21 protein-coding genes and 1 tRNA gene are annotated in these 22,666 nt (G+C 70.9%); 7 read left to right on the top strand and 15 right to left on the bottom strand.

Translation table 11 applies throughout. From position 1 onward, the window contains the following. Positions 1-47 precede the first annotated feature (47 nt). A complete protein-coding gene (locus Aiant_RS02350; RefSeq protein ID WP_189330713.1) occupies positions 48-1,259 on the top strand; it encodes a lysylphosphatidylglycerol synthase transmembrane domain-containing protein in 1,212 nt (403 codons plus the stop codon). 1,147 nt (positions 1,260-2,406) lie between these two features. Here Aiant_RS02350 and Aiant_RS02345 read toward each other — a convergent pair. Then, positions 2,407-3,429, bottom strand: coding sequence for a helix-turn-helix transcriptional regulator (locus Aiant_RS02345; protein WP_189330712.1), 1,023 nt, complete (start codon positions 3,427-3,429; stop codon positions 2,407-2,409). Between the two features lie 54 nt (positions 3,430-3,483). Here Aiant_RS02345 and Aiant_RS02340 point away from each other — a divergent pair, with 54 nt between their 5' ends. Further along, entirely contained in the window at positions 3,484-3,843 is a 360-nt protein-coding gene (locus Aiant_RS02340) for a VOC family protein (protein WP_189330711.1), read from the top strand. A 279-nt stretch (positions 3,844-4,122) separates the two neighbouring features. On the opposite strand, the gene Aiant_RS02335 is transcribed toward Aiant_RS02340, so the two are convergent. The 11 genes from Aiant_RS02335 to glsA form a co-directional block, all read right to left on the bottom strand. Beyond that, a tRNA-OTHER gene (locus tag Aiant_RS02335) sits at positions 4,123-4,214 on the bottom strand. Between the two features lie 21 nt (positions 4,215-4,235). Next, positions 4,236-4,967, bottom strand: a complete 732-nt coding sequence (locus tag Aiant_RS02330) for a DUF7873 family protein (protein ID WP_189330710.1) — start codon at positions 4,965-4,967, stop codon at positions 4,236-4,238. 112 nt (positions 4,968-5,079) lie between these two features. Then, on the bottom strand, positions 5,080-5,511 hold the full coding sequence (locus tag Aiant_RS02325) for a VOC family protein (protein WP_189330709.1): 432 nt from the start codon (positions 5,509-5,511) through the stop codon (positions 5,080-5,082). Positions 5,512-5,563: 52 nt separating this feature from the next. Then, positions 5,564-6,400, bottom strand: coding sequence for a helix-turn-helix transcriptional regulator (locus Aiant_RS02320; protein WP_189330708.1), 837 nt, complete (start codon positions 6,398-6,400; stop codon positions 5,564-5,566). Between the two features lie 101 nt (positions 6,401-6,501). Then, complete coding sequence (locus Aiant_RS02315; protein ID WP_189330707.1) at positions 6,502-7,077, bottom strand: Clp protease N-terminal domain-containing protein; 576 nt, start codon at positions 7,075-7,077, stop codon at positions 6,502-6,504. Between the two features lie 79 nt (positions 7,078-7,156). Next, complete coding sequence (locus Aiant_RS02310) at positions 7,157-8,077, bottom strand: LLM class flavin-dependent oxidoreductase (RefSeq protein ID WP_229830032.1); 921 nt, start codon at positions 8,075-8,077, stop codon at positions 7,157-7,159. Then, positions 8,077-9,015 carry a hypothetical protein gene (locus Aiant_RS02305; protein WP_189330706.1) on the bottom strand — a complete coding sequence of 313 codons (939 nt, stop codon included), beginning with the start codon at positions 9,013-9,015 and terminating at the stop codon, positions 8,077-8,079. Before Aiant_RS02305 ends, Aiant_RS02310 begins: the two co-directional genes overlap by 1 nt. An 80-nt stretch (positions 9,016-9,095) precedes the next feature. Further along, on the bottom strand, positions 9,096-10,154 hold the full coding sequence (locus tag Aiant_RS02300) for an alpha/beta fold hydrolase (protein WP_189330705.1): 1,059 nt from the start codon (positions 10,152-10,154) through the stop codon (positions 9,096-9,098). A gap of 25 nt (positions 10,155-10,179) precedes the next feature. Further along, positions 10,180-10,779: an alpha/beta fold hydrolase gene (locus Aiant_RS02295; RefSeq protein WP_229830139.1), complete on the bottom strand. Its 600-nt coding sequence runs from the start codon at positions 10,777-10,779 to the stop codon at positions 10,180-10,182. Next, positions 10,746-10,961 (bottom strand): alpha/beta fold hydrolase, encoded by a 216-nt coding sequence (locus tag Aiant_RS02290; protein ID WP_189330704.1) that lies wholly within the window; start codon positions 10,959-10,961, stop codon positions 10,746-10,748. The genes Aiant_RS02295 and Aiant_RS02290 overlap by 34 nt, the downstream gene beginning before the upstream one ends. A 25-nt stretch (positions 10,962-10,986) precedes the next feature. Then, positions 10,987-11,982, bottom strand: a complete 996-nt coding sequence (gene glsA / locus Aiant_RS02285; protein WP_189330703.1) for a glutaminase A — start codon at positions 11,980-11,982, stop codon at positions 10,987-10,989. Between the two features lie 160 nt (positions 11,983-12,142). On the opposite strand from glsA, the gene Aiant_RS02280 reads away from it, so the two are divergent. Beyond that, positions 12,143-13,027 (top strand): LysM peptidoglycan-binding domain-containing protein, encoded by an 885-nt coding sequence (locus Aiant_RS02280; RefSeq protein WP_189330702.1) that lies wholly within the window; start codon positions 12,143-12,145, stop codon positions 13,025-13,027. Between the two features lie 14 nt (positions 13,028-13,041). Here Aiant_RS02280 and Aiant_RS02275 read toward each other — a convergent pair whose 3' ends face one another. The 3 genes from Aiant_RS02275 to Aiant_RS02265 form a co-directional block, all read right to left on the bottom strand. After that, on the bottom strand, positions 13,042-14,217 hold the full coding sequence (locus tag Aiant_RS02275) for an AI-2E family transporter (protein ID WP_189330701.1): 1,176 nt from the start codon (positions 14,215-14,217) through the stop codon (positions 13,042-13,044). A gap of 65 nt (positions 14,218-14,282) precedes the next feature. Next, positions 14,283-15,767, bottom strand: coding sequence for an alpha-amylase (locus Aiant_RS02270; RefSeq protein WP_189330700.1), 1,485 nt, complete (start codon positions 15,765-15,767; stop codon positions 14,283-14,285). A gap of 134 nt (positions 15,768-15,901) precedes the next feature. Further along, positions 15,902-16,927 carry a LacI family DNA-binding transcriptional regulator gene (locus tag Aiant_RS02265; protein ID WP_189330699.1) on the bottom strand — a complete coding sequence of 342 codons (1,026 nt, stop codon included), beginning with the start codon at positions 16,925-16,927 and terminating at the stop codon, positions 15,902-15,904. 166 nt (positions 16,928-17,093) lie between these two features. On the opposite strand from Aiant_RS02265, the gene Aiant_RS02260 reads away from it, so the two are divergent. The 4 genes from Aiant_RS02260 to Aiant_RS02245 are packed head-to-tail and all read left to right on the top strand — an operon-like array spanning position 17,094 to position 22,664. Further along, positions 17,094-18,467, top strand: a complete 1,374-nt coding sequence (locus Aiant_RS02260) for an extracellular solute-binding protein (RefSeq protein WP_189330698.1) — start codon at positions 17,094-17,096, stop codon at positions 18,465-18,467. An 11-nt stretch (positions 18,468-18,478) separates the two neighbouring features. Then, positions 18,479-19,420, top strand: coding sequence for a carbohydrate ABC transporter permease (locus Aiant_RS02255; protein WP_189330697.1), 942 nt, complete (start codon positions 18,479-18,481; stop codon positions 19,418-19,420). Then, positions 19,420-20,241, top strand: a complete 822-nt coding sequence (locus Aiant_RS02250; RefSeq protein WP_189330696.1) for a carbohydrate ABC transporter permease — start codon at positions 19,420-19,422, stop codon at positions 20,239-20,241. The genes Aiant_RS02255 and Aiant_RS02250 overlap by 1 nt, the downstream gene beginning before the upstream one ends. A gap of 38 nt (positions 20,242-20,279) precedes the next feature. Then, positions 20,280-22,664: a glycoside hydrolase family 31 protein gene (locus tag Aiant_RS02245; protein WP_189330695.1), complete on the top strand. Its 2,385-nt coding sequence runs from the start codon at positions 20,280-20,282 to the stop codon at positions 22,662-22,664. Positions 22,665-22,666 lie beyond the last annotated feature (2 nt).

The following is a 22,666-nucleotide window of genomic DNA, read 5'->3' as shown; positions in this document are numbered from 1 at the left end:
CAAAGTGCAAACTTGCCTGATGTGCAAGTTCGGGTGATGCTGTGGGGGTGCGAAACATCGGGGAGGGCGGACGGCGCTGGCTGTTGCGGTCCGCTGCGCTCCTGACCGCCGCGGCCGCCGTCGGGCTCACGGTCCGCGGCCACCTCCCGGACCCGGCCGCCATCGGAGACATTTTGCGTACGGCGGACTGGCGCTGGATCGTCGCCGCGCTCGCCGCGCAGGTGCTGTCCCAGGCCGCCTTCGCCATGCAACAGCGCCGCCTGCTGGGCGCCGCCGGAGTGACGGTGACGCCGGGCGCCGCCCTGGCGATCACCTACAGCCGCTCGGCGATCAGCCTGGCGCTGCCGGCCGGCTCCGCGATGTCGGCCGCCTACGCGGTCCAGCAGTATCGTCGCCGGGGCGCGACCGGCACGACCGCCGCGACGGTGACCCTGCTGTCCCTGCTCGCCTCGATGACCGGGTTGCTGCTGGTCTGCGCCCTGGCGTTCGGGCCGGGCGCGGTCGTGAGCTGGTGGCACTCGGCGTCCTACGAGGCGGTGGCAGCTGCCGTGGTGCTCATCTCCGCCCTGGTGACGGTGGCCCGTGCCCGTCCCCGCACCGTGCAACCGGCCCAGCCCGGCCCCTCACGGCCGCTGACCGGCCTGGATCGCTCGCGGTCGCTTGTCGACCTCGGCTCCTCGCGGTCCGTCACCGATCTGGACCGCTCGCGGTCTGTCACCGATCTCGGCTCCTCGCGGTCTGTCACCGATCTCGGCTCCTCGCGGTCCGTCACCGATCTCGGCTCCTCGCGGTCCGTCACCGGGTGGCCCCTTCTCACTCGGCTCCGGCGGGAGTGGGCGACGGCCGTCGTCGCGGCCCGCTCCATCCGTCCCCGCGACGGCCTGGCGGCCCTGCTCTGGTCGGCCTTGAACTGGGCCGCCGACGCGTTCTGCCTGATCGCCGCGGCGCAGGCCTGCGGCCTCTCGGCGAGCTGGCCGGTGGTCGGCGCCGCCTACCTGGTGGCCCAGGTGGTCCGCCAGATCCCGCTCAGCCCGGGCGGCCTCGGTTTCGTCGAGGCGAGCCTGGTCACCGCCCTGAGTCTGGGCACCACTCCGACGGTCGCGGCCGCCGCCGTTCTCACCTACCGACTCTTCTCCTTCTGGCTGATCCTGCCGGTCGGCCTTCTCACCTATCTCGGCCTTCGCAATGCCCCGGCCCGCCCGCACGATTTCCCGGCCACCCCGGCTTCCCGCCGCCGCGAGCTGACCAGTACCCGCTGACCCGGCTGCCTTCCCGGGCCCTTGCCCAGCCTGCGGCCGACACCAGCAGACCACATCTGGCCCGCGCCCCGAACCGCACAGCCGCGATCACCGCGAGCCGCGTCCGGCGGTCGCGGCCAGGGCCGTTCGGGTCCGGTGGCCGCAGCCAGGACCGCGCCCCGAACCGCGCAGCCGCGATTACCGCGAGCCGCGTCCGGTGGTCGCGGCCAGGGCCGTTCGGGTCCGGTGGCCGCAGCCAGGACCGCGCCCCGAACCGCGCAGCCGCGATTACCGCGAGCCGCGTCCGGTGGTCGCGGCCAGGGCCGTTCGGGTCCGGTGGCCGCAGCCAGGACCGCGCCCCGAACCGCGCAGCCGCGATTACCGCGAGCCGCGTCCGGTGGTCGCGGCCAGGGCCGTTCGGGTCCGGTGGCCGCAGCCAGGACCGCGCCCCGAACCGCGCAGCCGCGATTACCGCGAGCCGCGTCCGGTGGTCGCGGCCAGGGCCGTTCGGGTCCGGTGGCCGCAGCCAGGACCGCGCCCCGAACCGCGCAGCCGCGATTACCGCGAGCCGCGTCCGGTGGTCGCGGCCAGGGCCGTTCGGGTCCGGTGGCCGCAGCCAGGACCGCGCCCCGAACCGCGCAGCCGCGATTACCGCGAGCCGCGTCCGGTGGCCGTAGCCAGGGCCGTTCGGGTCCGGTGGCCGCAGCCAGGACCGCGCCCCGAACCGCGCAGCCGCGATTACCGCGAGCCGCGTCCGGTGGTCGCGGCCAGGGCCGTTCGGGTCCGGTGGCCGCAGCCAGGACCGCGCCCCGAACCGCGCAGCCGCGATTATCGCGAGCCGCGTCCGGTGGTCGCGGCCAGGGCCGTTCGGGTCCGGTGGCCGCAGCCAGGACCGCGCCCCGAACCGCGCAGCCGCGATTATCGCGAGCCGCGTCCGGTGGCCGTAGCCAGGGCTGCCCGGGTCCGGTGGCCGCAGCCAGGACCGCGCCCCGAACCGCGCAGCCGCGATTACCGCGAGCCGCGTCCGGTGGTCGCGGCCAGGGCTGCTCGGGTCCGGTGGCCGTAGCCGGAGCCGTCCGGGTCCGGTGGCCGCAGCCGGAGCCGTCCGGGTCCGGTGGCCGCAGCCAGGGCCGTCCGGGTCCGGTGGCCGCAGTCGGGGCCACCAGCGTCAGGCGGACGCGTCGGAGCGTTTGGCAGAGGAGGTGAGCCGGTCGGCCAGGGCGGTGACCAGGTCGCGCAGCTCGGCTGGGTGGTCGATCACGAACGGGTGATCCAGGGCGGCCAGCCGGGCCGGGATCCAGTCAAGGCTCTCGGCGCGCAGCTCGACGCGGAGCCAGGACGCCGCCTCCTCGTGGATGACGGCGACACTGGCCGGAAAATGGTCGCGTACCTGGGCGGGGGTTGCCTGAACGCGGAGGCGGACCTCGTGCCGATAGGCGGCCGTCGCGAACCCGGCGACCAGCCGGTCAGCCGGATCGAAGTCGGCCGGCGGGACGAACGCGCCGGTCAGCCCACGGACCTGGGAGATCCGGTCCAGGCGCAGCGTGCGCTCCTCGCCGGCCGCCGGATCCAGGCCGATCACATACCACCGGCCGGAGTGGACGACCACGCCGTAGGGATGAAAGACCCGCTCGCCGCGATCGGCATAGGCCAAGCGCACCGGCTGACGGTCACGCACCGCTGCGGCCAGCGGCAGCAGCACCGACCCGTCCGGCGAGGCCACCCGCGACGCGGTCGAATGCGGAGTCCCACCCGCCCGCGACGCGGCGGAGTCCGGCGAGGAACCCGGCGCGACGAAGTCCGGCGCAGCCCCCGTCGCGGTGAAGGACAGTGACGAAAGGACCGCGTCGAGCCGCTGCGCCAGCCGGGCCGGCAACACCCGCCTCAGCTTGGCCGCCGCTGTCTCCCCGGCGGTCCCACCCGCCTGACTGGTGAGCCCGAGCAACACCGCGAGCGCCTCGTCCTCGGAGAGCATCAGCGGCGGCAGCCGATGCCCGCGAGCCAGCCGATATCCGCCATATCGCCCGCGGACCGACTCGACCGGAATCTCCAGGTCGATCAGATGCCGCACATAACGCCGCACGGTCCGCTCGTCGACATCGAGGCGACCGGCCAGCTCACCCACCGTCCGCACCCCACCGGACTGCAACAACTCCAGCAGCGTGAGCACACGAGCCGTCGGCCGAGCCATGAAGAAAACAATACCGGGCGGATTCTGTCCGGTAACCAGCCTACCGTCCACCGCATGAACTTCGTCTCCACCCGTGTCATCACCGCCGACGTACCCCGGCTCGTCGACTTCTACGAGCAGGTCACCGGCCTCACCGCCACCCGTTTCACCCCGGAGTTCGCCGAGATCGGCACCGGCGCCGCCCGGCTCGCGATCGCCGGCGCCGGAACGGTCCCTGACGGGATCCGCGACGGCGAGACGATCCTGGAGTTCCTCGTCGACGACGTCGACGCGCATCGGGATCTGCCGGGCGTGCTGATGCCGCCCACCACGATGCCGTGGGGCAACCGCTCGATGCTGCTGCGGGATCCGGCCGGCCACCTGATCAACCTGTTCACCCCGGTGACCGAGGCCGCCCGGGCGCGATTCCGGTAGATGTGGCGAGTCCCGGCGGAATGGCCATCCGCCGGGACTCTTCAGTACCACTGAATTGCACACACCAGCACGTTTAAGAGCGTGGATCATTCGTCAAGACACCGGGTTTTGCCTTTAAACTACCGCCGCTCGAAGCGCGGCGGGCCGGAGTTGAACCGGCATCCGGTGTCGTCGTCCCTGCCCGGTCGATCTGGTGATCAGTGGAAAATGCTGACATTGGAGCGAGAATCTGAGTTTCAGACCGGCTGCCTCTGCCAGATTGGGCTACCCCCGCGCGAATGCGGGGGGCGGGATTTGAACCCGCACTGTCACCGGCGTGGTCAGCTTCAGCTTCAGCTGTCAGCTTTCGCGCCTGTGTGGCGCACCCCCGCGCTCCCACGGGGGAGTCTGTGTCATCCGAAGAGATAACCGAAGACGGCCGCGCCCACTCGCTGGTCGGTCGCCTCGGTGTTGTTCGCCTCCTCACGCGCGAACTTGACCGCGGTCTGCAACGCGATCACCCGGTCGAGGATCTCGTTGACCCGCTTGGCCGGCAGCGCACCGGAGAACTTCACGGTCGTCCAGTAGCCGACCGTCACGTCCTCGTAGTACACCTCGACCTGCGCCGGGTGCTTCTCGGTGGCCTCGGCCTTCACGTGGTTGCGCGGCACCTTCTTGGTGCGGTTGGTGCGCACCGGCTCGGTCCGCCAGCTGTCGGTGGAATCGTCACGCACCCAGCTCTCGGCGGCGTCCAGCACCGGCAGCTTCTTCACGAACGTGTGCAGGTCGACGAGCTGCTTCTCGAGGAACAGCAGATAGGTCACCGGCACCTGACTGGCAATGGTGCGCCCGTCGACGACCACGTCGGCGCGGGCCACGCAATTCGTCCAGTCCTTCGTCGCGGTCACGTCGAAGAGCCGGGTCAACGTGGTCGCCACGTCCCGCAGGATCTCCTCGGCCTTGATCTGCACCCGGGTCGACTCGGCGGGCAGCTGCTCGCCCTCCTCGTCCTTCGGCTGATAGGTGCGCGCGATGCCGGCGAGCGGCGCGGTCTTCTGCACGGCGTGGTGCGCATCGCTCAGATCGGCGAACGCCTTGCTCTTGACGCCCTTCTCCACGGCGATGATCTGATTAAGCTTGGGCACGGTGTTCCCCTTTCCGCGGCGAACCCTAACAGCCCCGAGCCCTTTCCCCCGACCCGTTTTCCGTGGGTGACCAGGCTCAGTGTCGGTTGTGGAGCAGTCGGTTCCGGGTGGCTCAGCCCGGCATCGGGCCCAGGACGGTGCCATACCAGTCGGCCGGTTCGGTGTCGCGGAGGTGCTCGCACACCACCCATCGCTGATGTTCCAGATCAGCCAGGGTCGCTTGGCGCACCCCCCATGGACGGTCCTGCGGCGCTTCGACAACCGTTCCGCCGGCATCGGCAACGCGCCGGCAGGTGGCCTCGACGTCGTCGACGAACACCTGGGTCACGCTGTCCGTGCCGGCGAACTGACCGCCGCGGCGACCGAGAAGTACGACCGAGCCCGCACGTTCGAGTTCGACGTGTCCCACCCAGCCGTCCGGGAGTTCAGCTCGGACCACCGGCCGCAGCTCCAGTACGGTGGTGAGCCACGTCGCCGCTCGCACAGGGTCGTCGTACAGGACACAGGGCACCACGATCGGATAGCCCCGCTTCGGGTCGTACATCTCTGTGCCTCCCTTTCCGTCTCCGGGCCTCGACGGTAGGGAATGAAGCTGCTCAGCGTCTTGTCGAAATTTGACCGCTGCCGGCGTGGTGCACGGCGGCTGGTGTGACGCCCGAGAACCGGCGGAACTCACGGGTCAGATGCGGTTGATCGCAGTAACCACACTCAGCCGCGACCGCCGCCAGTGTGGTCTGGCGGGCGCGCAGCAGCCGCGCGGCCCGCTCGTAGCGCACTACCCGCGCCGCCCGCTTCGGGGTCAGCCCCACCTCCCGGCGAAACACCTCCACCAGATGCCGGTGACTGCATCCCGCCTCAGCGACCAGGTCCTCGACACGAACCGCGCCGCCGGCGCGGCGCAGCGCCGCCCAGATCCGGTGCGCGACGGACGAGGGGCCGTCACCGGCCCGTACCCGTTCACCGATGACCATGTCGAGGACGTCGAAACGCTGCTGCCAGGATTCGGCGGACGCGACCCTCGCCGCCCACCGCTCGCCGGCGCCACCCACCAGATCCGCCAGATCCACTACCCGGTTGGCCAGCTCGTGCATGCCCACGCCCAGGAGCACGGCGGCGGCCGGCGGAGTCAGGCGCACCTGAACACCGACCTGCAGCCCCTCATACCTGGTCCGCAGCGGTTGCTCATGAAGACCGACGACGAACGAGCGGAAACGAGTCGTCGGACCGATGCCGGGACGTTGCTGTGCCAGGAACGGATCTCTCAGGCCCAGGACCAGGATCACGTCTCCGGCCGGTGTCTCCCATCGATCCCGCGCCACGGACGCCAGTTCCCGATACCCGCGATATCCCAGAACCGCGCCGGCCAGCGGCCCTGCCGGACGGTGCTCGACCCGAAGTCCGTCCAGCGGCGCATCGCGCACACCGAGCAACATTCCCGGATGCTACGACACGCTCAGTTCGGCTGGATTCAGCACGGCGGCCAGGGCCCGGCGGCGAGTTCCTCTGCGGTGGCCCGGCCACCCGGAGCACCGTCTCACGGCTCGATGCCGTGTGCGCGCAGCAGGGCGGTCAGCCGGCGCACCTCGCCCCGGAGCCGTTCCACCTCACCGCCCGCCGGATTCTCCCGGCGGCGGCGCAGCTCGTCCAGGCTCCGGATCTCCGGCGGCGGCGGGGTGACCGCCCGTGGCCCGCCGCCGTGCGACCGCTGGACCCGCTGGATCCCGTCGCGGATGCGGCCCGGCGTGCCGCCGACCTCGGTGAGGACGTCGTTGCCGACGATCGCCACGCCCAGCAGCAGGTGCTCGGCGCCGAGATAGTCGCTGTCCAGCAGGTCGGCCTCGGCGGTCGCGGCGAGCAGCAGGCCGGGCAGGTCCGACCCGTCCCGGAGCCGGCTGCGCAGCACCTCGTCGAGGCGTTGCCGCACCGCGTCGACCGGCACGTCGAGGGCCTCCAGGATCAGCACCGGCATCACCCCGGCGGTCCGGTCCACGTCGAGCAGCGCGTACAGATAATGCTCGGAGCGCACGGCGGCATGTCCGCGGGCGGCTGCCTCCTGCCCGGCACGATCCGCGACGCGGCGGGCGAGCCCGGTCCATTCAGGATGCGGCATGGCATCGGTTTAGCACATGTCCGGGCGTCCTGGCACGGTGATCGGCTTCGACACGGATCGATCGGCACACTTCCGTGGCTCAGGCGTCCGGCGCGGCCGCCCGGACGGTGGCCTCGATCTGCGGCCAGGGCAGGCCCGGCGGCAGCACGACCACCGTCACGTCGGCCAGGGTGTCCCACTCGGCGAGCTGTTCCCGCACCTCCTTCTCCGGCCCGTACGCGGTGAACTCGTCGAGCAGCGCGGACGGCACCGTCCGGGTCGTCCGGACCACGTCCACCTCGTCGGCCAGCCCCTGCCCGGCCACCAGCCGCGGATAGATGTCACCCATCGCCGACAGGTAGGTCGCCGTGCACGCCGCGACCGCGTCCCGGGCCACCGCGGCGTCCGGGTCGACCACCGCGAACGGTCCCGCCGCGACGGTGACCGGCCGGTCCGGCGCGAACGCGCGGATCCGGTCGCGTCGCAGGTAGAGCGGGAACCACCCGTCGGCCAGCTCCTCGGTGATCCGGATGGTCCGCGGTCCGCTCGCGGCGAGCCAGATCGGCAGTTCCGGCGCCGGCGGCTGCCCCAGCCGCAGCGGCCGGGACCCGGGCACGGCGGTGAGCGTGGCCCGTTCGCCGTCGAGCAGCGCCCGGACGCGGGTGGTGACGTCCCGCAGCCGGGCCGCCGGTCGCTCGTAGCGCACGTCGTGCCAGCCCTCGACGAGCTGCGGGCTGCTCGCGCCCAGGCCCAGCACGAACCGTCCGCCGGAGAGCCGGTGCAGCGTGGCGGCGGTCATCGCGAGCGCCGCGGGGGAGCGGCTCCACACCGACAGCACACCCGAGACCAGCGTGATCCGGCGCGTGCGGGTGGCCAGCTCGGCGAGCAGCACCGCGGCGTCCAGTCCCCACCCCTCGGCCACCGAGAACACCTCGAACCCCAGCTCGTCGGCGAGCGCCGCGGCCCGCACGATCACTTCCCGCCGGATCTCCATCGGGGTGAACCCCAGTCCGCGCCGCATCAGGCCGCCCTCGCCCCGGCCCGTGCCGCCGGTTCGGCGCCGGCAATCGGACCGGCCCCGGCCTGTGCCGCCGGTTCGGCGCCGGCAATCGGACCGGCCCCGGCCCGTGCGGCCGGTTTGGCGCCGGCCTTCGCCACGGGCTCCACCACATCGTTCGCCTCGCGCTTCGCCACGCCGAGATCCGAGCGCTGCTCGGCGAGGTCCGAGCGTTGCTCGGCGAGGTCCGGGCGCTGCTCGGCGAGAGCCGGGCGCTGCTCGGCGAGCCTGATCCAGGTCTGGCGCGCGGCACCTTGCAGCACACCGTCGCGCGAGAACAGCGCGGAACCGGCGATCAGCCTGCGCCCCTCGACCGCCTCCAGCCAGCCGACCACGATGTAGGCCGGCTGCGGCACCAGCGGGACGGCCAGCCGCGCGGCCATCCGCCCGAGCACGGCCGGCCCGGTGACCTCGCCGAAGTGGGCCGCGGCCCAGCCGCCCGGACAGTCCAGCGCGGCCCACAGCAGGGGTGGCCGGACCTCCTCCGGATGCCACACGGCCGCGACGAGATCGCGACCGGGGACCGGACCCGGGAAGATCCGCAAGGCCGCGGGATCGGTGCGGGCGGTCCCACAACCGACACAATTAGGGTACGGATGAGCCCCGAACCCCGGGAACGCCACGCCGGCGCCGAGCGCCTCAGCGTAGGTGGGCGGTTCCGGCGTACGGAAATCGATCTGTGTCGTGATGCCCTCCGCGAGCAGCTCGCTCCCGGCGTACAGGGAAAGGGTTTGATCTTGTGGGGTGAGCCGCAGGGCGACGCCCACCGGAACCGGGCGGCGCAGCGTGATCTCCACGTCGGACGGCAGGTGCGCGGCGAGGATGCCGCAGGCGTAGCCGCCGTGCGCGGACCCGGGCGGGCCCTCGAAGGCGGGGTCGATGACGATGTCGTAGGTCGGCATGTCCCGACGCTAGGTGCGGGGCCGGTGCGCGCGAATCGGCAGTACTACCTAGGCATTTCCGCAGTCCGGGCGGCGCGCGATTAGGTGTTTTGACGGGCCCAGACGGCGATCTGGGCGCGGGCCCGGACGCCGAGCTTGGTCCGGACATGCTCGACATGCGCGTCCACGGTCCGCATCGAGACACCGAGCTGACGGCCGATCTCCGCGTTCGTCAACCCGTCCGCGATCAGGTCGGCCACCTGGAACTCCCGCGCGGTCAGCAGCCCCCGGGCCGTCTGCGCGGCCGTCGGCGGTGGATCCGCCGCTGCCGGCGGTGTGTTCGCCCGTGCGGGCACGGTCGCGTGCAGGAACTCCGCGATCGTGGCCGCGCCCGCCTCCGGATGCTCCGCGTAGATCGGCTGCATCCGCCCGTCCAGGGCGGCCAGCTGCGCCTCCGGGATCAGCGCGGCCAGCTCGCGGCCCAGCTCGAAACGGACCGCCCGGCTGCCCCGGCGATGCGCGACCAGCGTCGGCACCCGGATTTCGGACAGCACGTCGGTCACGTCCAGCAGGTAGAACATCTCCAGCAGCGCCGCCGCCGTCTCCGCGGTCGCGGCCTCCCGCTGCATCCGGGCGAACGTCGCGCTCAACTCGGTCGACGCGTCCGGCAGCCAGATGTCGGCGAGCACCCGGGAGCCGAGCCCCCAGTGCGCCCGCACCATGCCGAGCACCGACCGCCGCACGTCGCCGGGCGCCAGATCCCGGCCACGGGCGCAGGTCCCGTAGAGGATCAGCGCCGTCAGCGCGTCCGGCTCCGCGGCCGCGAAGGCCGCCGCGACCTGCCCGCTCTCACACGTCCCGAACAGCGCGAACCGGTCCAGCCCGAGGTGCGCGATCAACGCTTTCAGCGTGGCCAGCTCGAACTCGAGGCTGAAGTCGGTGCGGTCCCGATCGGACAGCCCGCACCCGATCCGATCGAACCGGATCACCGTGTGGGTCCGGGACAGCTCCTCGACGAACCGGCGGTGCTCCGCCGACTCCCACAGCAGGCCCAGGTGCGACACCCAGCCGGGCAGGCACAGCACGGCGGGCCCGCTGCCGGTCACCGCGTAGGCGACCCGGCCGGCGGGCGTGGCGGCGAACCGGACCACCTGCCTCACCCGCCCAGCATGGCACAGCTTCCGCTCATCGCAGGAAGGCGGCGAGGTGGGCGGCGACCGTGTCCGGGGCGTTGAGGTCCGGGGCGTTGTGGTCGAGTTCCGGGACGATCTCGTAGCGGGCGCCCGGGATCAGCTCGGCCAGGCGGGGGAGCACCCCGGTCAGGTATGCCGGTGATTGCCCGGCGCCGAGCAGCAGGGTGGGGCAGCGGATCGCGGCGTAGCGGCGGCCGTCCGAGTCCAGCCGGACGACCTCACCGATCTCGCGCGGCGTGGTCGGCATCATCGCCCTGGTGTCCGCGCCGTCCGAGCCGTGCAGCAGCATGTAGGCGAGCGCGCGATAGACGAACGTCGGCGCCCTGCCGAGCGGGGTCAGCCCGGTCTCCTTGAGGAACATGGTCATCGCCGTGGTGTGCCGGCCCCGCTCCACCAGCCGGGTGAAGGCGGGCAGCCAGGCCGCCGGGAACGAGCCGCCGATGCTGACGCCCGGGTCGAAGACGGCGAGTCCGGCCGGGGGTTGTCGCAGGGCCGCGTGCAGCGCGATCAGCCCGCCGTAACTGTGCCCGAAAAGCCATCTCGACCCGGTCGCGGCCATCACCGCGAGGACGTCGTCGGCCTCCCGTTCGATGCTGTAGTCCGGGCCTGCGGACCGCTCGCGCCCCGGCCACGGCGCTCGATCACGGTCACCCGGTAGTCGTATTGCAGCAGCTCGGCCAGTTTCGTGTAGTGATGGGCCCGCCGGTTGTTGCCCGGGACCACCACCAACCCCGGCCCGTCGCCGAAGCTGAGGGGAGCGACGTCATCGTTCATGCCCGGAGTCTGGTGCGGTGCCCTGTCACGCGGCTGGCGCGCCGCTGGCATCCGGTTCCGAGGCGAACAGGGTGAGGCCGAGCCGGCGGGACAGGAATCGGGCCGCCAGCTGGCCCTTGACGCTGTTGCCGAAGGTGTCGAGGGGTGGGGCGAAGGTGGCCAGCGCGCCCTTGCCCGGCGAGACGACCACGATGCCGCCGCCGATTCCGCTCTTGCCCGGCACGCCGACGTCGTAGAGCCAGTCGCCGGACGTCTCGTACAGCCCGGCGGTGGCCATCACCGCCAGTGTGAAGTGACAGATCTCCCGGTCCACCACCCGTTCTCCGGTGGTCGGGTGCACCCCGCCGTTGGCGAGCGTCGCGCCCATCGTGGCCAGCTGGACCGTGGTGACCCGCAGGCAGCTCTGCCGGGTGTAGGCGTCGACCGCCTCCATCGGGTCGCAGCCCAGGATGCGGTAGGTCGCCAGCAGGTCGGCCAGAGCCCGGTTGCGGTGGTTGGTGGCCGCGGCGGAGGCGAAGACGTCGTCGTCCAGCGGCAGGTCGTGCCCGGCGAACCGGGACAGGCCGTCGTGCAGGAACTTCCACCTGGCCGCGGCCGTCGCGCCCGGGGCCAGGCTGGCGGTGGCGATCGCGCCCGGGTTGACCATCGGGTTGGTCCGGCCGTCCGGGCCGCGCTCGACCGCCGCGAGCGAGTTGAACGGCAGCCCGGTGGCATTGACGCCGAGCCGCTGCCGCAGCGCCTCCGCCCCGAGCTCCTGGCAGACGAGAGCGAACACGAACGGCTTCGCCACGCTCATGACGGTGAACCCGTGATCGGCGTCGCCGACCGGGTGGACGCCGCCGCGGGTGCCGGCGGCGCACAGCCCGAACAGGTGGGCCGGCACGCGGGCCAGGGCCGGGTAGACGTGCGAGGGCTCCCCGCCGCCCTCGTCCCGGAACCGCCGGTAGGCCTCGTCGAGCGAGAGCCGGACCTGAGCCGGGGAGGGCAGCGAGCCTGTCGAGACGTACTCGTCGGTGCTCATCGCGGTCAGGTTAGGTCGCGCCCGGAGCGGCGGACCTCGTCCGCAACGAGTGAGGCGCGGCTGACCTGGGTCACAAGGTCGCCGCAAGTTCCGCAAGGAGGCCGGGCGGCGACCGTGTGAGCCACGGAAACCACCCGAGCCATACCGAGGGAGCCATGCCATGGCACTGCACGTGTTCGACCGAGGTGTCGACTACGCCGACTTCGACCCGAAACCCATCGGCGGCCCGGCCGCCCGCGGGGCGAAGTTCATCATCCGCTACAGCGCGGGCGCCGGGAGCAAGCTGGCCAAGACCCAGTGGAAGCTGTGCGGCAAGGACGAGCTCCGCCGGCTCCTGGACGCCGGGTACGACGTGATCGCGAACTCCGAGTGGTACGAGTCGCGCGTCACCGAGGGCCGGGAGGCCGGCGCCGCCGACGGCGCGGCGGATCTGGCGTTCTGGCGCAAGCGCGGCCTGGCCCGCGGCGCGTCGATCTACGTCTCCTGGGACGAGGGCCAGCCCAACCGTCACGAGCACGACAGGCTGGCCGCCTACCTGACCGCGTACCAGAAAGCCCTGGACGGGCGATATCACGTCGACCTGTACGCAGGCGACGTGGCGATCGCCGCGATGCGCTCACGGGGCCTGATCCGATACGGCTGGCGGGCGATGAGCGACGCCTGGTCGGACAACGGTCACTTCTACAAGCCGGGCGCCGACTGGCGGGACTACGCCGAGAAGGTGCGGCAGGTCAGCAAGGCGCACATCTGGCAGAACGGCAACCGCTGGTTCAAGGGCCAGGCCGACGAGAACGTCATCCTGCGGCTTCCGGTGGGTTCGCACCGTGAGGCGGCGGGGGAGGCGCCCGCCGTCACCGGCACCACGCCGGAGAAGCCGCCCGCCGGGCCGCGGGTCCACACCGTCGTCAGCGGCGACACGATGTCCGGTATCGCGCGTGCCTGGCACGTGAGCCTGGCCGATCTCAAGAGGGCGAACCCGCACGCGGGGCACCCGCCGGGCAACTTCGACCTGATCCGCCCCGGCGACAAGATCGTCCACCCGTGACGCCGTCCGGGCGCTCACCGGGACGGCGCGTGGCCGGTGGCCACCGGTGAGCCGGCACCCACGCCGCGCTGGAGTGCGGCGCGGGTGTCGGTTGTCCCGGCGGCGTGGGCCGAGGTGCGCTCCTCGCCGATCGCGGGTCCGGCGTTCGGACGTCCGTGGCGGTTTTCCCAGACGTCGCGAGCGAGGATCTTCAGGATGCCGGCGGCGGGGACGGCCAGCAGGGCGCCCAGGATCCCGGCCAGTTCGACCGCCATGAGGATGGCGACGAGCACGGTCAGCGGGTTCAGTTTGACGGTCCGGGCGAAGATCATCGGTTGCAGCAGGTGGTTCTCCAACTGCTGGTAGAGCACGAAGAACACCACGACGACGATGCCCGCGGTGGTGGAGTGGACGAACGCGGTGACGCCGGCGGCGACGGCGCCGAGGGTGGCTCCGATCAGCGGGATGAGGTCGGCGAAGCCGACGAACAACGCGATCAGGCCCGCGTACGGCACGCCCATCACCCGCAGCACCGCGTAGGTGAGGGTGCCGCAGATGGCGCTGATCATCAGGTTGCCGGTGAGGTAGCCGGTGATCGTCCGGGAGCAGTCGTGGCCGACCCGGCGGAGGTGTTCGGCGCGGTGCGGGGCGAACAGGGCGAGGAAGCCGTCGATGAGTCTCGGAGCTTGCAGGACCATGAGGAAGGACAGCACGACGATGGTCGCCGCGCCGGTGATGCCGGCGGCGATCGAGCGGAGGAAGACGAGCGCGGGCGCGCCGAGCCCGGTCAGGTACTCCCTTATCCGGCCGGTGTTGTTCTGCGCGTACTTCAGCAGGTGGAACCGCTCGATCAGATGGCCGACCGGTCCGCGGCCGCTGCGCGCGTCCTCGATGATCGTGGGGAGGTTGGCGGCCACCTGGCTGCCCTCGCGTGCCAGCGGCAGGGCGAACACGGTGATCAGCCCGGTCAGCACGGCGAGGCCGGCCACGAAGACCAGCAGGGTGGCCAGCCAGCGCGGGCAGGACGGAATTTTGGCCGTCATCCAGGTCACCGCCGGGTGCAGGGCGACGGCGAAGAACCCGGCGATGACGATCCAGGTCAGCACCCGGCGGGTCTCGTAGCCGAGCATCAGCAGCGCGGTGGTGGCGATCAGCAGGCCGATCACGACGAGCGTGCGGCGCGCCACCATGCGGTTGTCGGTTTCCCCCATTCACCGCGGATACCCGGTCCTGAACTGCGAAAACACGAGAACCGGGCCAGGCGGCCCGCACCGCCTCAGGCCGGGGCGACGGCCACCGCGCCCTTGGCCGGGACGGTCACGGTGGCGGTGCCGCCGGAGCCGACGGTCACCTTGGTACCGGTGCAGGCGCCCGAGCCGGTGCCGCCGGTGATCAGGTCGCAGTAAGTTCCGGCGGCCAGCCCGGTCGGGAAGGTCTGGGTCTTGGCGGTGGTCCCGTTGTTGAAGGCGGCCCAGCCCTTGGCACCCCGCGAGAAGGCGATCAGGTTGGCCCCGTCGTCGTACCAGTTGGCCCTCGCGGTGGTGCCCACCCGGTTGTGGAAGGTCACCATGGCCAGCACGCCGGGGTTGCGGTCGAAGCAGGTCCAGGCCGAGCCGCAGCTGGTGGCGGTGATCATGCCGCTGCCGGCGGCCGGCGGCGAGTCGTCGGCCGCGGCCCAGGTGAACGAGGAGTAGACCTGGGGACGCCCGTAGCCGTAGCCGAGCAGGAACTGGGTGGCCAGGGTGGTGGTGGCACCGTTCTTGTAGCTGAGCGAGTTGCCGTTGCGCTCGGTGTCGTGGTTCGCCACGAAGCTGAGCATCTTGGTCGAGGCGACGTCGCCGCTGCGCGTGCCGAAGTTCTTCAGGGTGGCGATGGTGCCCAGGAACGCGGACTTCAGCTGCGCTGACTGGGACAGGCCCAGCACGCTGCCCAGGTCGGCGAAGGCTGCCGGGGCGAGCGCGCCGCTGCTGCCGGAGATCTCCTGGGCGATGTAGGGAGCGGTGCCGTCCGCGGTCTGGTGCAGGGCGCCGTAGATGGCCGCGAGGTCGGCGTGCGGGATGTGCATCGCCGCGTCGACCCGGAACCCGGAGACCCCGTAGCCGATCAGCTTGTTGAGGTAGCCGGCGATCGCCGAGCGGACGTACGCGCTCTCGGTCTTGAGGTCCTCCAGGTGGCTCAGCTCGCAGAAGTCGACCTGCTGCAGGTTGCTGAAGTCCTCGATCGCCCCGGAGGCGGTCGGGCACTCGACGCCCTTGTGGTGGAAGTCGTTGGAGATGTAGAGGCCCGGGTAGTTGTAGGCGGTGAACGCGTTCCCGGAGTAGGACGTGCCGCCGCTGCCGGCCATGTGGTTGATGACCGCGTCGACGTACACCTTCACGCCGGCGGCCCGGCAGGTGGTGACCATGCTCTGGAACGCGCTCTCGTTGCCCATCCGGCTGTTCAGCTGGTATCCGGCCGGCTGGTAGACCTCCCACCAGGGGTGCGAGCCGGTCAGTTTGATCGAGTCCTGGGGCGGCGCGACCTGGACGCCGCCGTAGCCGTTCGGGCCGAGCACGTCGGTGCACTCCTTGGCCACCGATGGCCAGTTCCACTCGAACAGGTTGGCGATGACGTCCCCGGAGGACGCCGCGGCCGCGGCGACGGTGCCGGCGGAGGCGTCGGTGACGGTGGCCGACAGACCGGCCGCCAGTACGACGGCGCCGGCCCCGGCCAGGGCACGACGCCAGGGGCGCCGCGCAGGCAAAGACGATGGTGAATTCATGGCCCGGGAGAATAGCCAGACCGTCGTACAGTTAACAAGATTTTAGGTTTGTGTCGCCAGATTTCCAGCAGATTTCGCGAATTTGGTGACGCGCGATCTGGTTTATCGGTAAATCTTGTGCGACTCTGCCCGGCTCAGCTCGCCGGCGGCGGGGCGACGGACTCGCGCTCGACCAGGCTGACGCCGAGCACCCGGCGCTCGGAGCGCGCCGCGGGCCAGTGCGCGAGCTGGGTCAGCAGCACCTCGACGGCGGCCCGGGCCTTGCCCGGGATGTCCTGGTGCAGCGTGGTGATCTCGGGGGAGACGTGCCGGGCCACTTCCAGGTCGTCGAACCCGATGATCGACATCTGGTCGGGCACCGGGCAGCCGGCCCGGACGAAGCCTTTCAGCAGGCCGGCGGCGATGATGTCGGCGGTGGCGAAGACCGCTGTCGGCCGCTGCGGCGCCGCCAGCACCCGCCGCGCCGCGGCGACCGCGTGGTCGAAGCCCGCGTCGCAGTGCACCACGTGTTCCGGCCGCAGGCTCAGCCCGGCCTCGGTCAGCGCCTGCACGAAGCCCGCGTGCCGTTCCCGGACGACACCGGGCTCGTCGAACCGCGGCCCGACGAAACCGATCCGCCGGTGCCCGGCTTCGATCAGGCGCCGGCCGGCCAGTTGCCCGCCGAGCCGGTCCTCGATGCCGACGTTGCTGATGTGCGGCGAGGTGCCGTGGTTGTCGACGAAGACCATCGGCGCGTCGTACGCGGTGTGCAGCGCGGCGACCTCGTCCGCCCGCGTGCCGAGGAAGATGGCCCCGTCGACGTTCCAGGACCGCAGGCTGTGCGCGGTGGACTCGACGCTGTTCACCGAGTGCGCCATCAGGTAGAGGCCGGCCTGGGTGACCTGCGCTTCGACCTCGCTGAGGAACAGTGAGTCGTGCGGGTTGGTCATCGGGGTGACCCCGCCGGCGTCGCGGCTCGGGAAGGCCAGGGCGACGATGTTCGACCGGCGGGCGCTCAGTGACCGGGCGCTGGCGTTGGGGACGTAACCCAGCCGGGTGACGACCTCCATGACCCGGGCGATGGTGGCCGGGGAGACCCGGTCCCGGCGCCCGTTCAGCACGTTGGAGACCGTCATCTTCGAGACCCCCGCCTCGCGGGCGACGTCCTGCAGCGTCGGCATCTGTCGTTCCTCTCCGCGCCCTGGTGGCCGCACCGATACATCGAACCATCTTGACGTCACCGGGTGGCGGCGCTAGCGTCCCGAAGTATACCGGTAAACCTAATCCTCCCGGGATGCGCCCCGAGCATTCCGTGGGTTTTTCATGCCTTATTCCAGCGGAGGTTCCATGAAGACCACGCGTGCACTGGCCGCCGTCCTCGCGGCCGGCGCCCTGACGCTGACGGCCTGTTCCAGCACGTCAAACGGCGGAGACGGGGTGAAGGACAGCTCGGCGGCCAAGGGGCTGCCGGTCGCCGGCGTCACCGTGAAATACGACCCGAACACCTTGGTCAACGATGGCAAGCCGATTCACCTGGACTGGTGGGCCTGGGGCAACATCCCGCAGATGCAGGCGATCGCCGACGCCTATCAGAAGATCCACCCGAACGTGGACATCACCGTGGTGAACCAGCCGTGGGACGACTACTGGACGAAATTGCCGCTGCAACTCCAGGGTCCCAAGGGTCCGGCGATCTTCAATGTGCACAACAGTCAGCACGACAACATCATCAAGTACATGGCGCCGTACGACATCCCGATCGACCAACTGGCGGCGGATTACACCAACGCCAAGTCCCACGTGATCGACGGCAAGATCTACTACCTCGACCTGGGGCTGATGAGCGGCGCGATCTACTACAACAAGGACATGTGGGCGGCGGCGGGCCTGACCGACGCGGACATCCCGGCCACCTGGGACCAGTTCCGCGCGGTGGCCAGGAAACTCACCGTGCGCGACGGGTCCAAGCTCAAGCAGGCCGGGTTCAACTTCAACGCCTCGTTCAGCGCCTTCCAGTCCGGCCTGGCCTATCAGCTCGGGCAGAACATGTTCGCCGCCGACGGCACCACGCCGGCCGTCGACAACGCCGCGAACATGCAGGTCATCCAGCGGTTCCTGCAGATGTACGCGGACGGGTCCGGCTCCAAGGACTTCGGCACCGAGGCCACCACCAGTTTCGGCCAGGGGCAGACCGCCATGGTGTACGCCTGGGGCTGGTACGAGGGCACGCTGCGCACCCAGTTCCCCAAGATCAAGTTCGGGGTCTTCCGCACCCCGGTGCCCACCGCCGGCCAAACGCCGTACGCCTTCGACCGCTACAACGGTGAGTCGACCGTCGGGCTCAACAAGAACGCGCCGGCCGACCAGCAGAAGGCCGCCCAGGACTTCCTCAAGTTCTACCTGACCGACAAGGCCGACATGAAGGCGCTCGATCTGAGTCTCGGCGTGTTCCCGGCGTACCGGCCGCTGGCCGACGACCCGGAGATCAAGGCCGATCCGGCGCTGCGGGCGTACGGCGACATCAGCCGCTACATCTGGCCGGGCACCGTCCCGTCCACCTTCGAGGACAACTTCACGAAGATGTGGCAGGACATCCTCTACAACAAGGTCGACCCGGCCAAGGCGCTGACCGCGGCACAGCAGAAGATCACCGCCGATCTGGCGGGCAAGAACTTCACCACCGCCGAGAAGCTCTACCCCGCCTACACGCCCTCGAGCTGAGGCCGGGTCCGATGATCACCACTGAATCGACTCCGGAGGTGGCCGCACAGGTGCGGCCACCGGCCGGCTCGCGCAGGACCCCGGCCGCGCACGGTGAGCGGCCGCTGCGCCTGATCGTCGTCACGACCGTCGTCGCGATGATCCTCGCCCTGGTGGTCTGGCCGATCGTGGCCGCGCTGCTGGGCAGCCTGCACGACTGGAACCCGCTCAACGGCACCTACCGCTGGGTGGGCACGGCCAACTATCGGCGGCTGTTCGCCGACCCGGTGTTCTGGACCTCGTCGGTGAACACCGTCGTCTTCATGGCCGGTGCGATCATCGGCCGGGTGGTGCTCGGCATGGCCCTCGCCTACGCCATCCATTCGCCGCTGACCCGGGCCAAGACGCTGCACCGCACCCTGCTCTACCTGCCCACCGTCACCCCGCTGGTCGCGGTGGCGTACGTGTGGCGGCTGATGTACAACCCGCAGTTCGGCGCGGTGAACTCGATCCTGGGGCTCGACGTCAACTGGCTCTACGACAGCCGGTTCGCGCTCGCCGCGGTCATGGTGATGACGATCTGGAAGGACTTCGGCTTCGGGGTGATCCTGTACCTGGCCGGGTTGTACGCGCTGCCCGCGGACGTGCTCGAGGCGGCCCAGGTGGACGGCGCCGGGTCCTGGGCGCGATTCCGCCGGGTGATCTGGCCGATGCTGCGCCCGACCACCCTGTTCGTGGTGGTGACCTCGATGATCGGCTACCTGCAGGCGTTCGTGCAGGTCTTCGTCCTGACCGACGGCGGCCCGGGCGACGCGACCAGCCTCATCTCCTACCTCATCTACCAGCAGGCGTTCGTCAAATACGACTTCGGGTACGCCTCGGCGGCCGCGTTCGTGCTCTTCCTCGGCACCGCGGCGCTGACCGTGGTGTCGTTCCGGGTGCAGAACGGCCCGTTGCGCGGAAAGGGCCAGTGATGCGCCGTACGATCTCCTCGATCTGCCTCAACCTCGGCCTGCTCGCCGTCTCGGCGGTGACGATCTTCCCGTTCATGTGGATGCTGTCGTCGAGTTTCAAGAGCGCCGACGAGATCGCCGCGGTCGACCAGCATCTGTTGCCGCACCTGTGGACGCTGGCGAACTACCGGTCGATCCAGGAGCACTTCGACGTGCTGCGGCTGTTCGCCAACTCGCTGCTGCTGTCCGTGGTGATCACCGCGATCGCGGTCTACACCAGCCTGCTCGGTGGGTACGTCTTCGGCAAATACCGGTTCCGCGGTCGTGGCGCGCTGTTCTCGGTGATCCTGGCGACCATGATGATCCCGTGGGCGGTCGTGCTGATCCCGCGCTACACGATGTTCACCGCCGCCGGCCTGCAGGACAGCTACGCGTCGATCGTCATCCCGGCCGCGATCAGCTCCTTCGGCATCTTCCTGATGCGCCAGAGCATGGACACCGTGCCCGACGAGATCCTGGAGGCGGCCCGCATCGACGGCGCCTCCGAGCTCTACATCTTCCACCGGATCGTGGCACCGTTGAGCGTCAACGCGGTCTCGGCGCTGGCCATCTTCCAGTTCCTCTGGGTCTGGGAGGACTACCTGTGGCCGTACCTCATGCTCACCACGCCGTCCAAGCAGGTGCTCGCGGTCGGCCTGACCACCTTCAGCGGGCAGTACAGCACCGACTACGGCGGTCTGTTCGCGGCGACCACCATGTCGATCATCCCGGTCGTGATCGTCTACGTGATCTTCCAGAAGCGATTCGTCGCCGGGGCGGCCAGCGCCGCCGTCAAGGGTTGAGTTCCACCGGCCGTACCCCCGAGAGGAAGCAGTCTCGCATGCCATTTCCGTACCGGCTGGGATTCCGTCCGCAGGCCGACCCGGCCGCGATGGTCAGCGGTGACCGATACCGGATCACCGTACTGACCGAGGGGCTGGTACGCCTGGAATACGCCGACGACGGGGTCTTCGAGGACCGTGCCTCCACCTTCGCGGTCCACCGGCGGCTGCCGGTGCCGGACTTCCGGGTGCTGGAGAGCGGCGGGCACCTGGAGATCGTGACGTCGCGGTTCCGGCTCACCTACGACCGGGGACCGTTCAGCACCAGCGGGCTGAGCCTCGCCGTCCGGGGCGGCGTCACGACATACCACTCGGTGTGGCGGTACGGGCAGGAGCCGGCGACCCTCGGCGGCACCGCCCGCACCCTGGACGAGGCGGACGGCCCGATCCCGCTCGAGCCGGGTGTCGTCTCCCGCACCGGGGTGGCCGTGATCGACGACTCGACCTCGTTCCTCTTCGACGACCAGGGATGGGTCGCGGCCGACAACATCAACCGCATCGATCTGTACGTGTTCGCCTACGGTCACGACTACACCGCCGCGCTGCGGGCCCTGTACGCCGTGTCCGGCCCGGTGCCGGTCCTGCCGCGATTCGCCCTGGGCAACTGGTGGAGCCGGTTCCACCGGTACACCACCGAGTCCTACCTCGCGCTGATGACCCGGTTCCAGCAGCAGGGCATCCCGTTCTCGGTCGGCGTCATCGACATGGACTGGCACCTGACCGACGTCGACCCGGCGCACGGCAGCGGCTGGACCGGCTACACCTGGAATCGCGAGCTGTTCCCCGAGCCGGAGAAGTTGCTGGACCGGCTGCACGACAACGGCCTGCGGGTCACCCTCAACGTCCACCCGGCCGACGGGGTCCGTTCGTACGAGGAGGCCTACCCGGCGATGGCGGCCGCTCTCGGCCGGGATCCCGCCGACGGCGAACCCGTCGCCTTCGACGTCACCGACCGTGACTTCCTCGCCGCCTACTTCGAGGTGCTGCACCGCGGCCTGGAACGCGACGGCGTCGACTTCTGGTGGCTGGACTGGCAGTCCGGCCCGCACTCCCGGGTCGCCGGCATCGACCCGCTGTGGATGCTCAACCACTTCCACTACCTGGACAACGGGCGCGACGGGCGGCGTGCCCTGACCTTCTCCCGGTACGCCGGCCCGGGCAGTCATCGGTACCCGATCGGCTTCTCCGGCGACACCGTGATCTCCTGGGCGTCGCTGGCGTTCCAGCCGCACTTCACCGCGACCGCCGCGAACATCGGGTACGGCTGGTGGAGCCACGACATCGGTGGCCACTTCTTCGGCGCCCGCGACGACGAACTGACCACCCGCTGGGTGCAGTTCGGCACGTTCTCCCCGATCATGCGGCTGCACTCGTCGAACAACCCGTTCATCACCAAGGAGCCGTGGACCTTCCCGGCACACGTCGAGCAGGTGATGACGGCGTTCCTGCGGCTGCGGCACCGGCTCGTGCCGTACCTGCACACCATGAACCACCGGGCGGCCACCGACGGGCTCCCGCTGGTGCTGCCCATGTACTACCGCGCGCCCGCCGCCGAGGAGGCGTACCAGGTCCCCAACCAGTACCAGTTCGGCACCGAACTGGTGGTCGCCGCGATCACCGAGCCGGCCGACCGCCGGACCGGTCTGGCCCGGGTCAAGGCGTGGCTGCCCGAGGGCACCTGGGTGGACGTGTTCACCGACCTGGTCTACGACGGCGGGCGCACCATCCACCTGCACCGCGACCTCACCACCATCCCGGTCCTCGCGCCCGCCGGAGCCGTCGTGGTGCTGGACGGCGCCGCCGTCCCGGGCAACGCGCCGGTCAACCCCGGCCATCTGGAGCTGCTCGTCGTCGCCGGCGCCGACGGCGCGTTCGAGCTGATCGAGGACGACGACACCACGACCGGCGCCCCGGCCCGCACCCGGATCAGCTTCCACCAGCACAGCGGAGCCCTGGTGGTCGACCCGGTACGCGGGGCGGCCGAGGTGGTCCCGGCCGCGCGCGACTGGACGCTCACCTTCCCGGCGCTGCTCGTGTCCGACCCGGCGGCGACGGTGGACGGCGTGCCCGTGCCGGCCCGCGTCCACCGCGACGGCAGCCGCACCTCGATCACCGTCGACCAGGTGCCGGCCACCGCCACCCTCCGGGTCGAGGTGGGCGCGGACCCCCGGCTGGGCCGCAACGACGTGGCCGAGCGGATCTTCACCCTGCTGGACCGGGCGCAGATCGAATACCGGACCAAGACGCTGGTGCTGGAGGCCGCCACCGGGCCCGGCCCGGTGGCGCTGCGCCTGTCCCGCCTGCAAGCCCTGGACCTGGACCGGGATCTCGCCTCCGCGGTCGGCGAGATCCTGCTCGCGCGGGCGGACGACGTCCCGCTCTGACC

The sequence above is a fragment of the Actinoplanes ianthinogenes genome, assembly GCF_018324205.1.
GTDB lineage: Bacteria > Actinomycetota > Actinomycetes > Mycobacteriales > Micromonosporaceae > Actinoplanes > Actinoplanes ianthinogenes.
This window is presented reverse-complemented; position numbering and strand designations above follow the sequence as displayed.

Excerpts from the sequence above, each read along its gene's own strand:
- Aiant_RS02345 (WP_189330712.1), bottom strand. The coding sequence starts at position 3,429 with ATGGCTCGGCCGACGGCTCGTGTGCTCACGCTGCTGGAGTTGTTGCAG.
- Aiant_RS02340 (WP_189330711.1), top strand. The coding sequence starts at position 3,484 with ATGAACTTCGTCTCCACCCGTGTCATCACCGCCGACGTACCCCGGCTC.
- Aiant_RS02325 (WP_189330709.1), bottom strand. The coding sequence starts at position 5,511 with ATGTACGACCCGAAGCGGGGCTATCCGATCGTGGTGCCCTGTGTCCTG.
- Aiant_RS02320 (WP_189330708.1), bottom strand. The coding sequence starts at position 6,400 with ATGTTGCTCGGTGTGCGCGATGCGCCGCTGGACGGACTTCGGGTCGAG.
- Aiant_RS02315 (WP_189330707.1), bottom strand. The coding sequence starts at position 7,077 with ATGCCGCATCCTGAATGGACCGGGCTCGCCCGCCGCGTCGCGGATCGT.
- Aiant_RS02310 (WP_229830032.1), bottom strand. The coding sequence starts at position 8,077 with ATGCGGCGCGGACTGGGGTTCACCCCGATGGAGATCCGGCGGGAAGTG.
- Aiant_RS02305 (WP_189330706.1), bottom strand. The coding sequence starts at position 9,015 with ATGCCGACCTACGACATCGTCATCGACCCCGCCTTCGAGGGCCCGCCC.
- Aiant_RS02290 (WP_189330704.1), bottom strand. The coding sequence starts at position 10,961 with ATGAACGATGACGTCGCTCCCCTCAGCTTCGGCGACGGGCCGGGGTTG.
- glsA (WP_189330703.1), bottom strand. The coding sequence starts at position 11,982 with ATGAGCACCGACGAGTACGTCTCGACAGGCTCGCTGCCCTCCCCGGCT.
- Aiant_RS02280 (WP_189330702.1), top strand. The coding sequence starts at position 12,143 with ATGGCACTGCACGTGTTCGACCGAGGTGTCGACTACGCCGACTTCGAC.
- Aiant_RS02275 (WP_189330701.1), bottom strand. The coding sequence starts at position 14,217 with ATGGGGGAAACCGACAACCGCATGGTGGCGCGCCGCACGCTCGTCGTG.
- Aiant_RS02270 (WP_189330700.1), bottom strand. The coding sequence starts at position 15,767 with ATGAATTCACCATCGTCTTTGCCTGCGCGGCGCCCCTGGCGTCGTGCC.
- Aiant_RS02265 (WP_189330699.1), bottom strand. The coding sequence starts at position 16,927 with ATGCCGACGCTGCAGGACGTCGCCCGCGAGGCGGGGGTCTCGAAGATG.
- Aiant_RS02260 (WP_189330698.1), top strand. The coding sequence starts at position 17,094 with ATGAAGACCACGCGTGCACTGGCCGCCGTCCTCGCGGCCGGCGCCCTG.
- Aiant_RS02255 (WP_189330697.1), top strand. The coding sequence starts at position 18,479 with ATGATCACCACTGAATCGACTCCGGAGGTGGCCGCACAGGTGCGGCCA.
- Aiant_RS02250 (WP_189330696.1), top strand. The coding sequence starts at position 19,420 with ATGCGCCGTACGATCTCCTCGATCTGCCTCAACCTCGGCCTGCTCGCC.
- Aiant_RS02245 (WP_189330695.1), top strand. The coding sequence starts at position 20,280 with ATGCCATTTCCGTACCGGCTGGGATTCCGTCCGCAGGCCGACCCGGCC.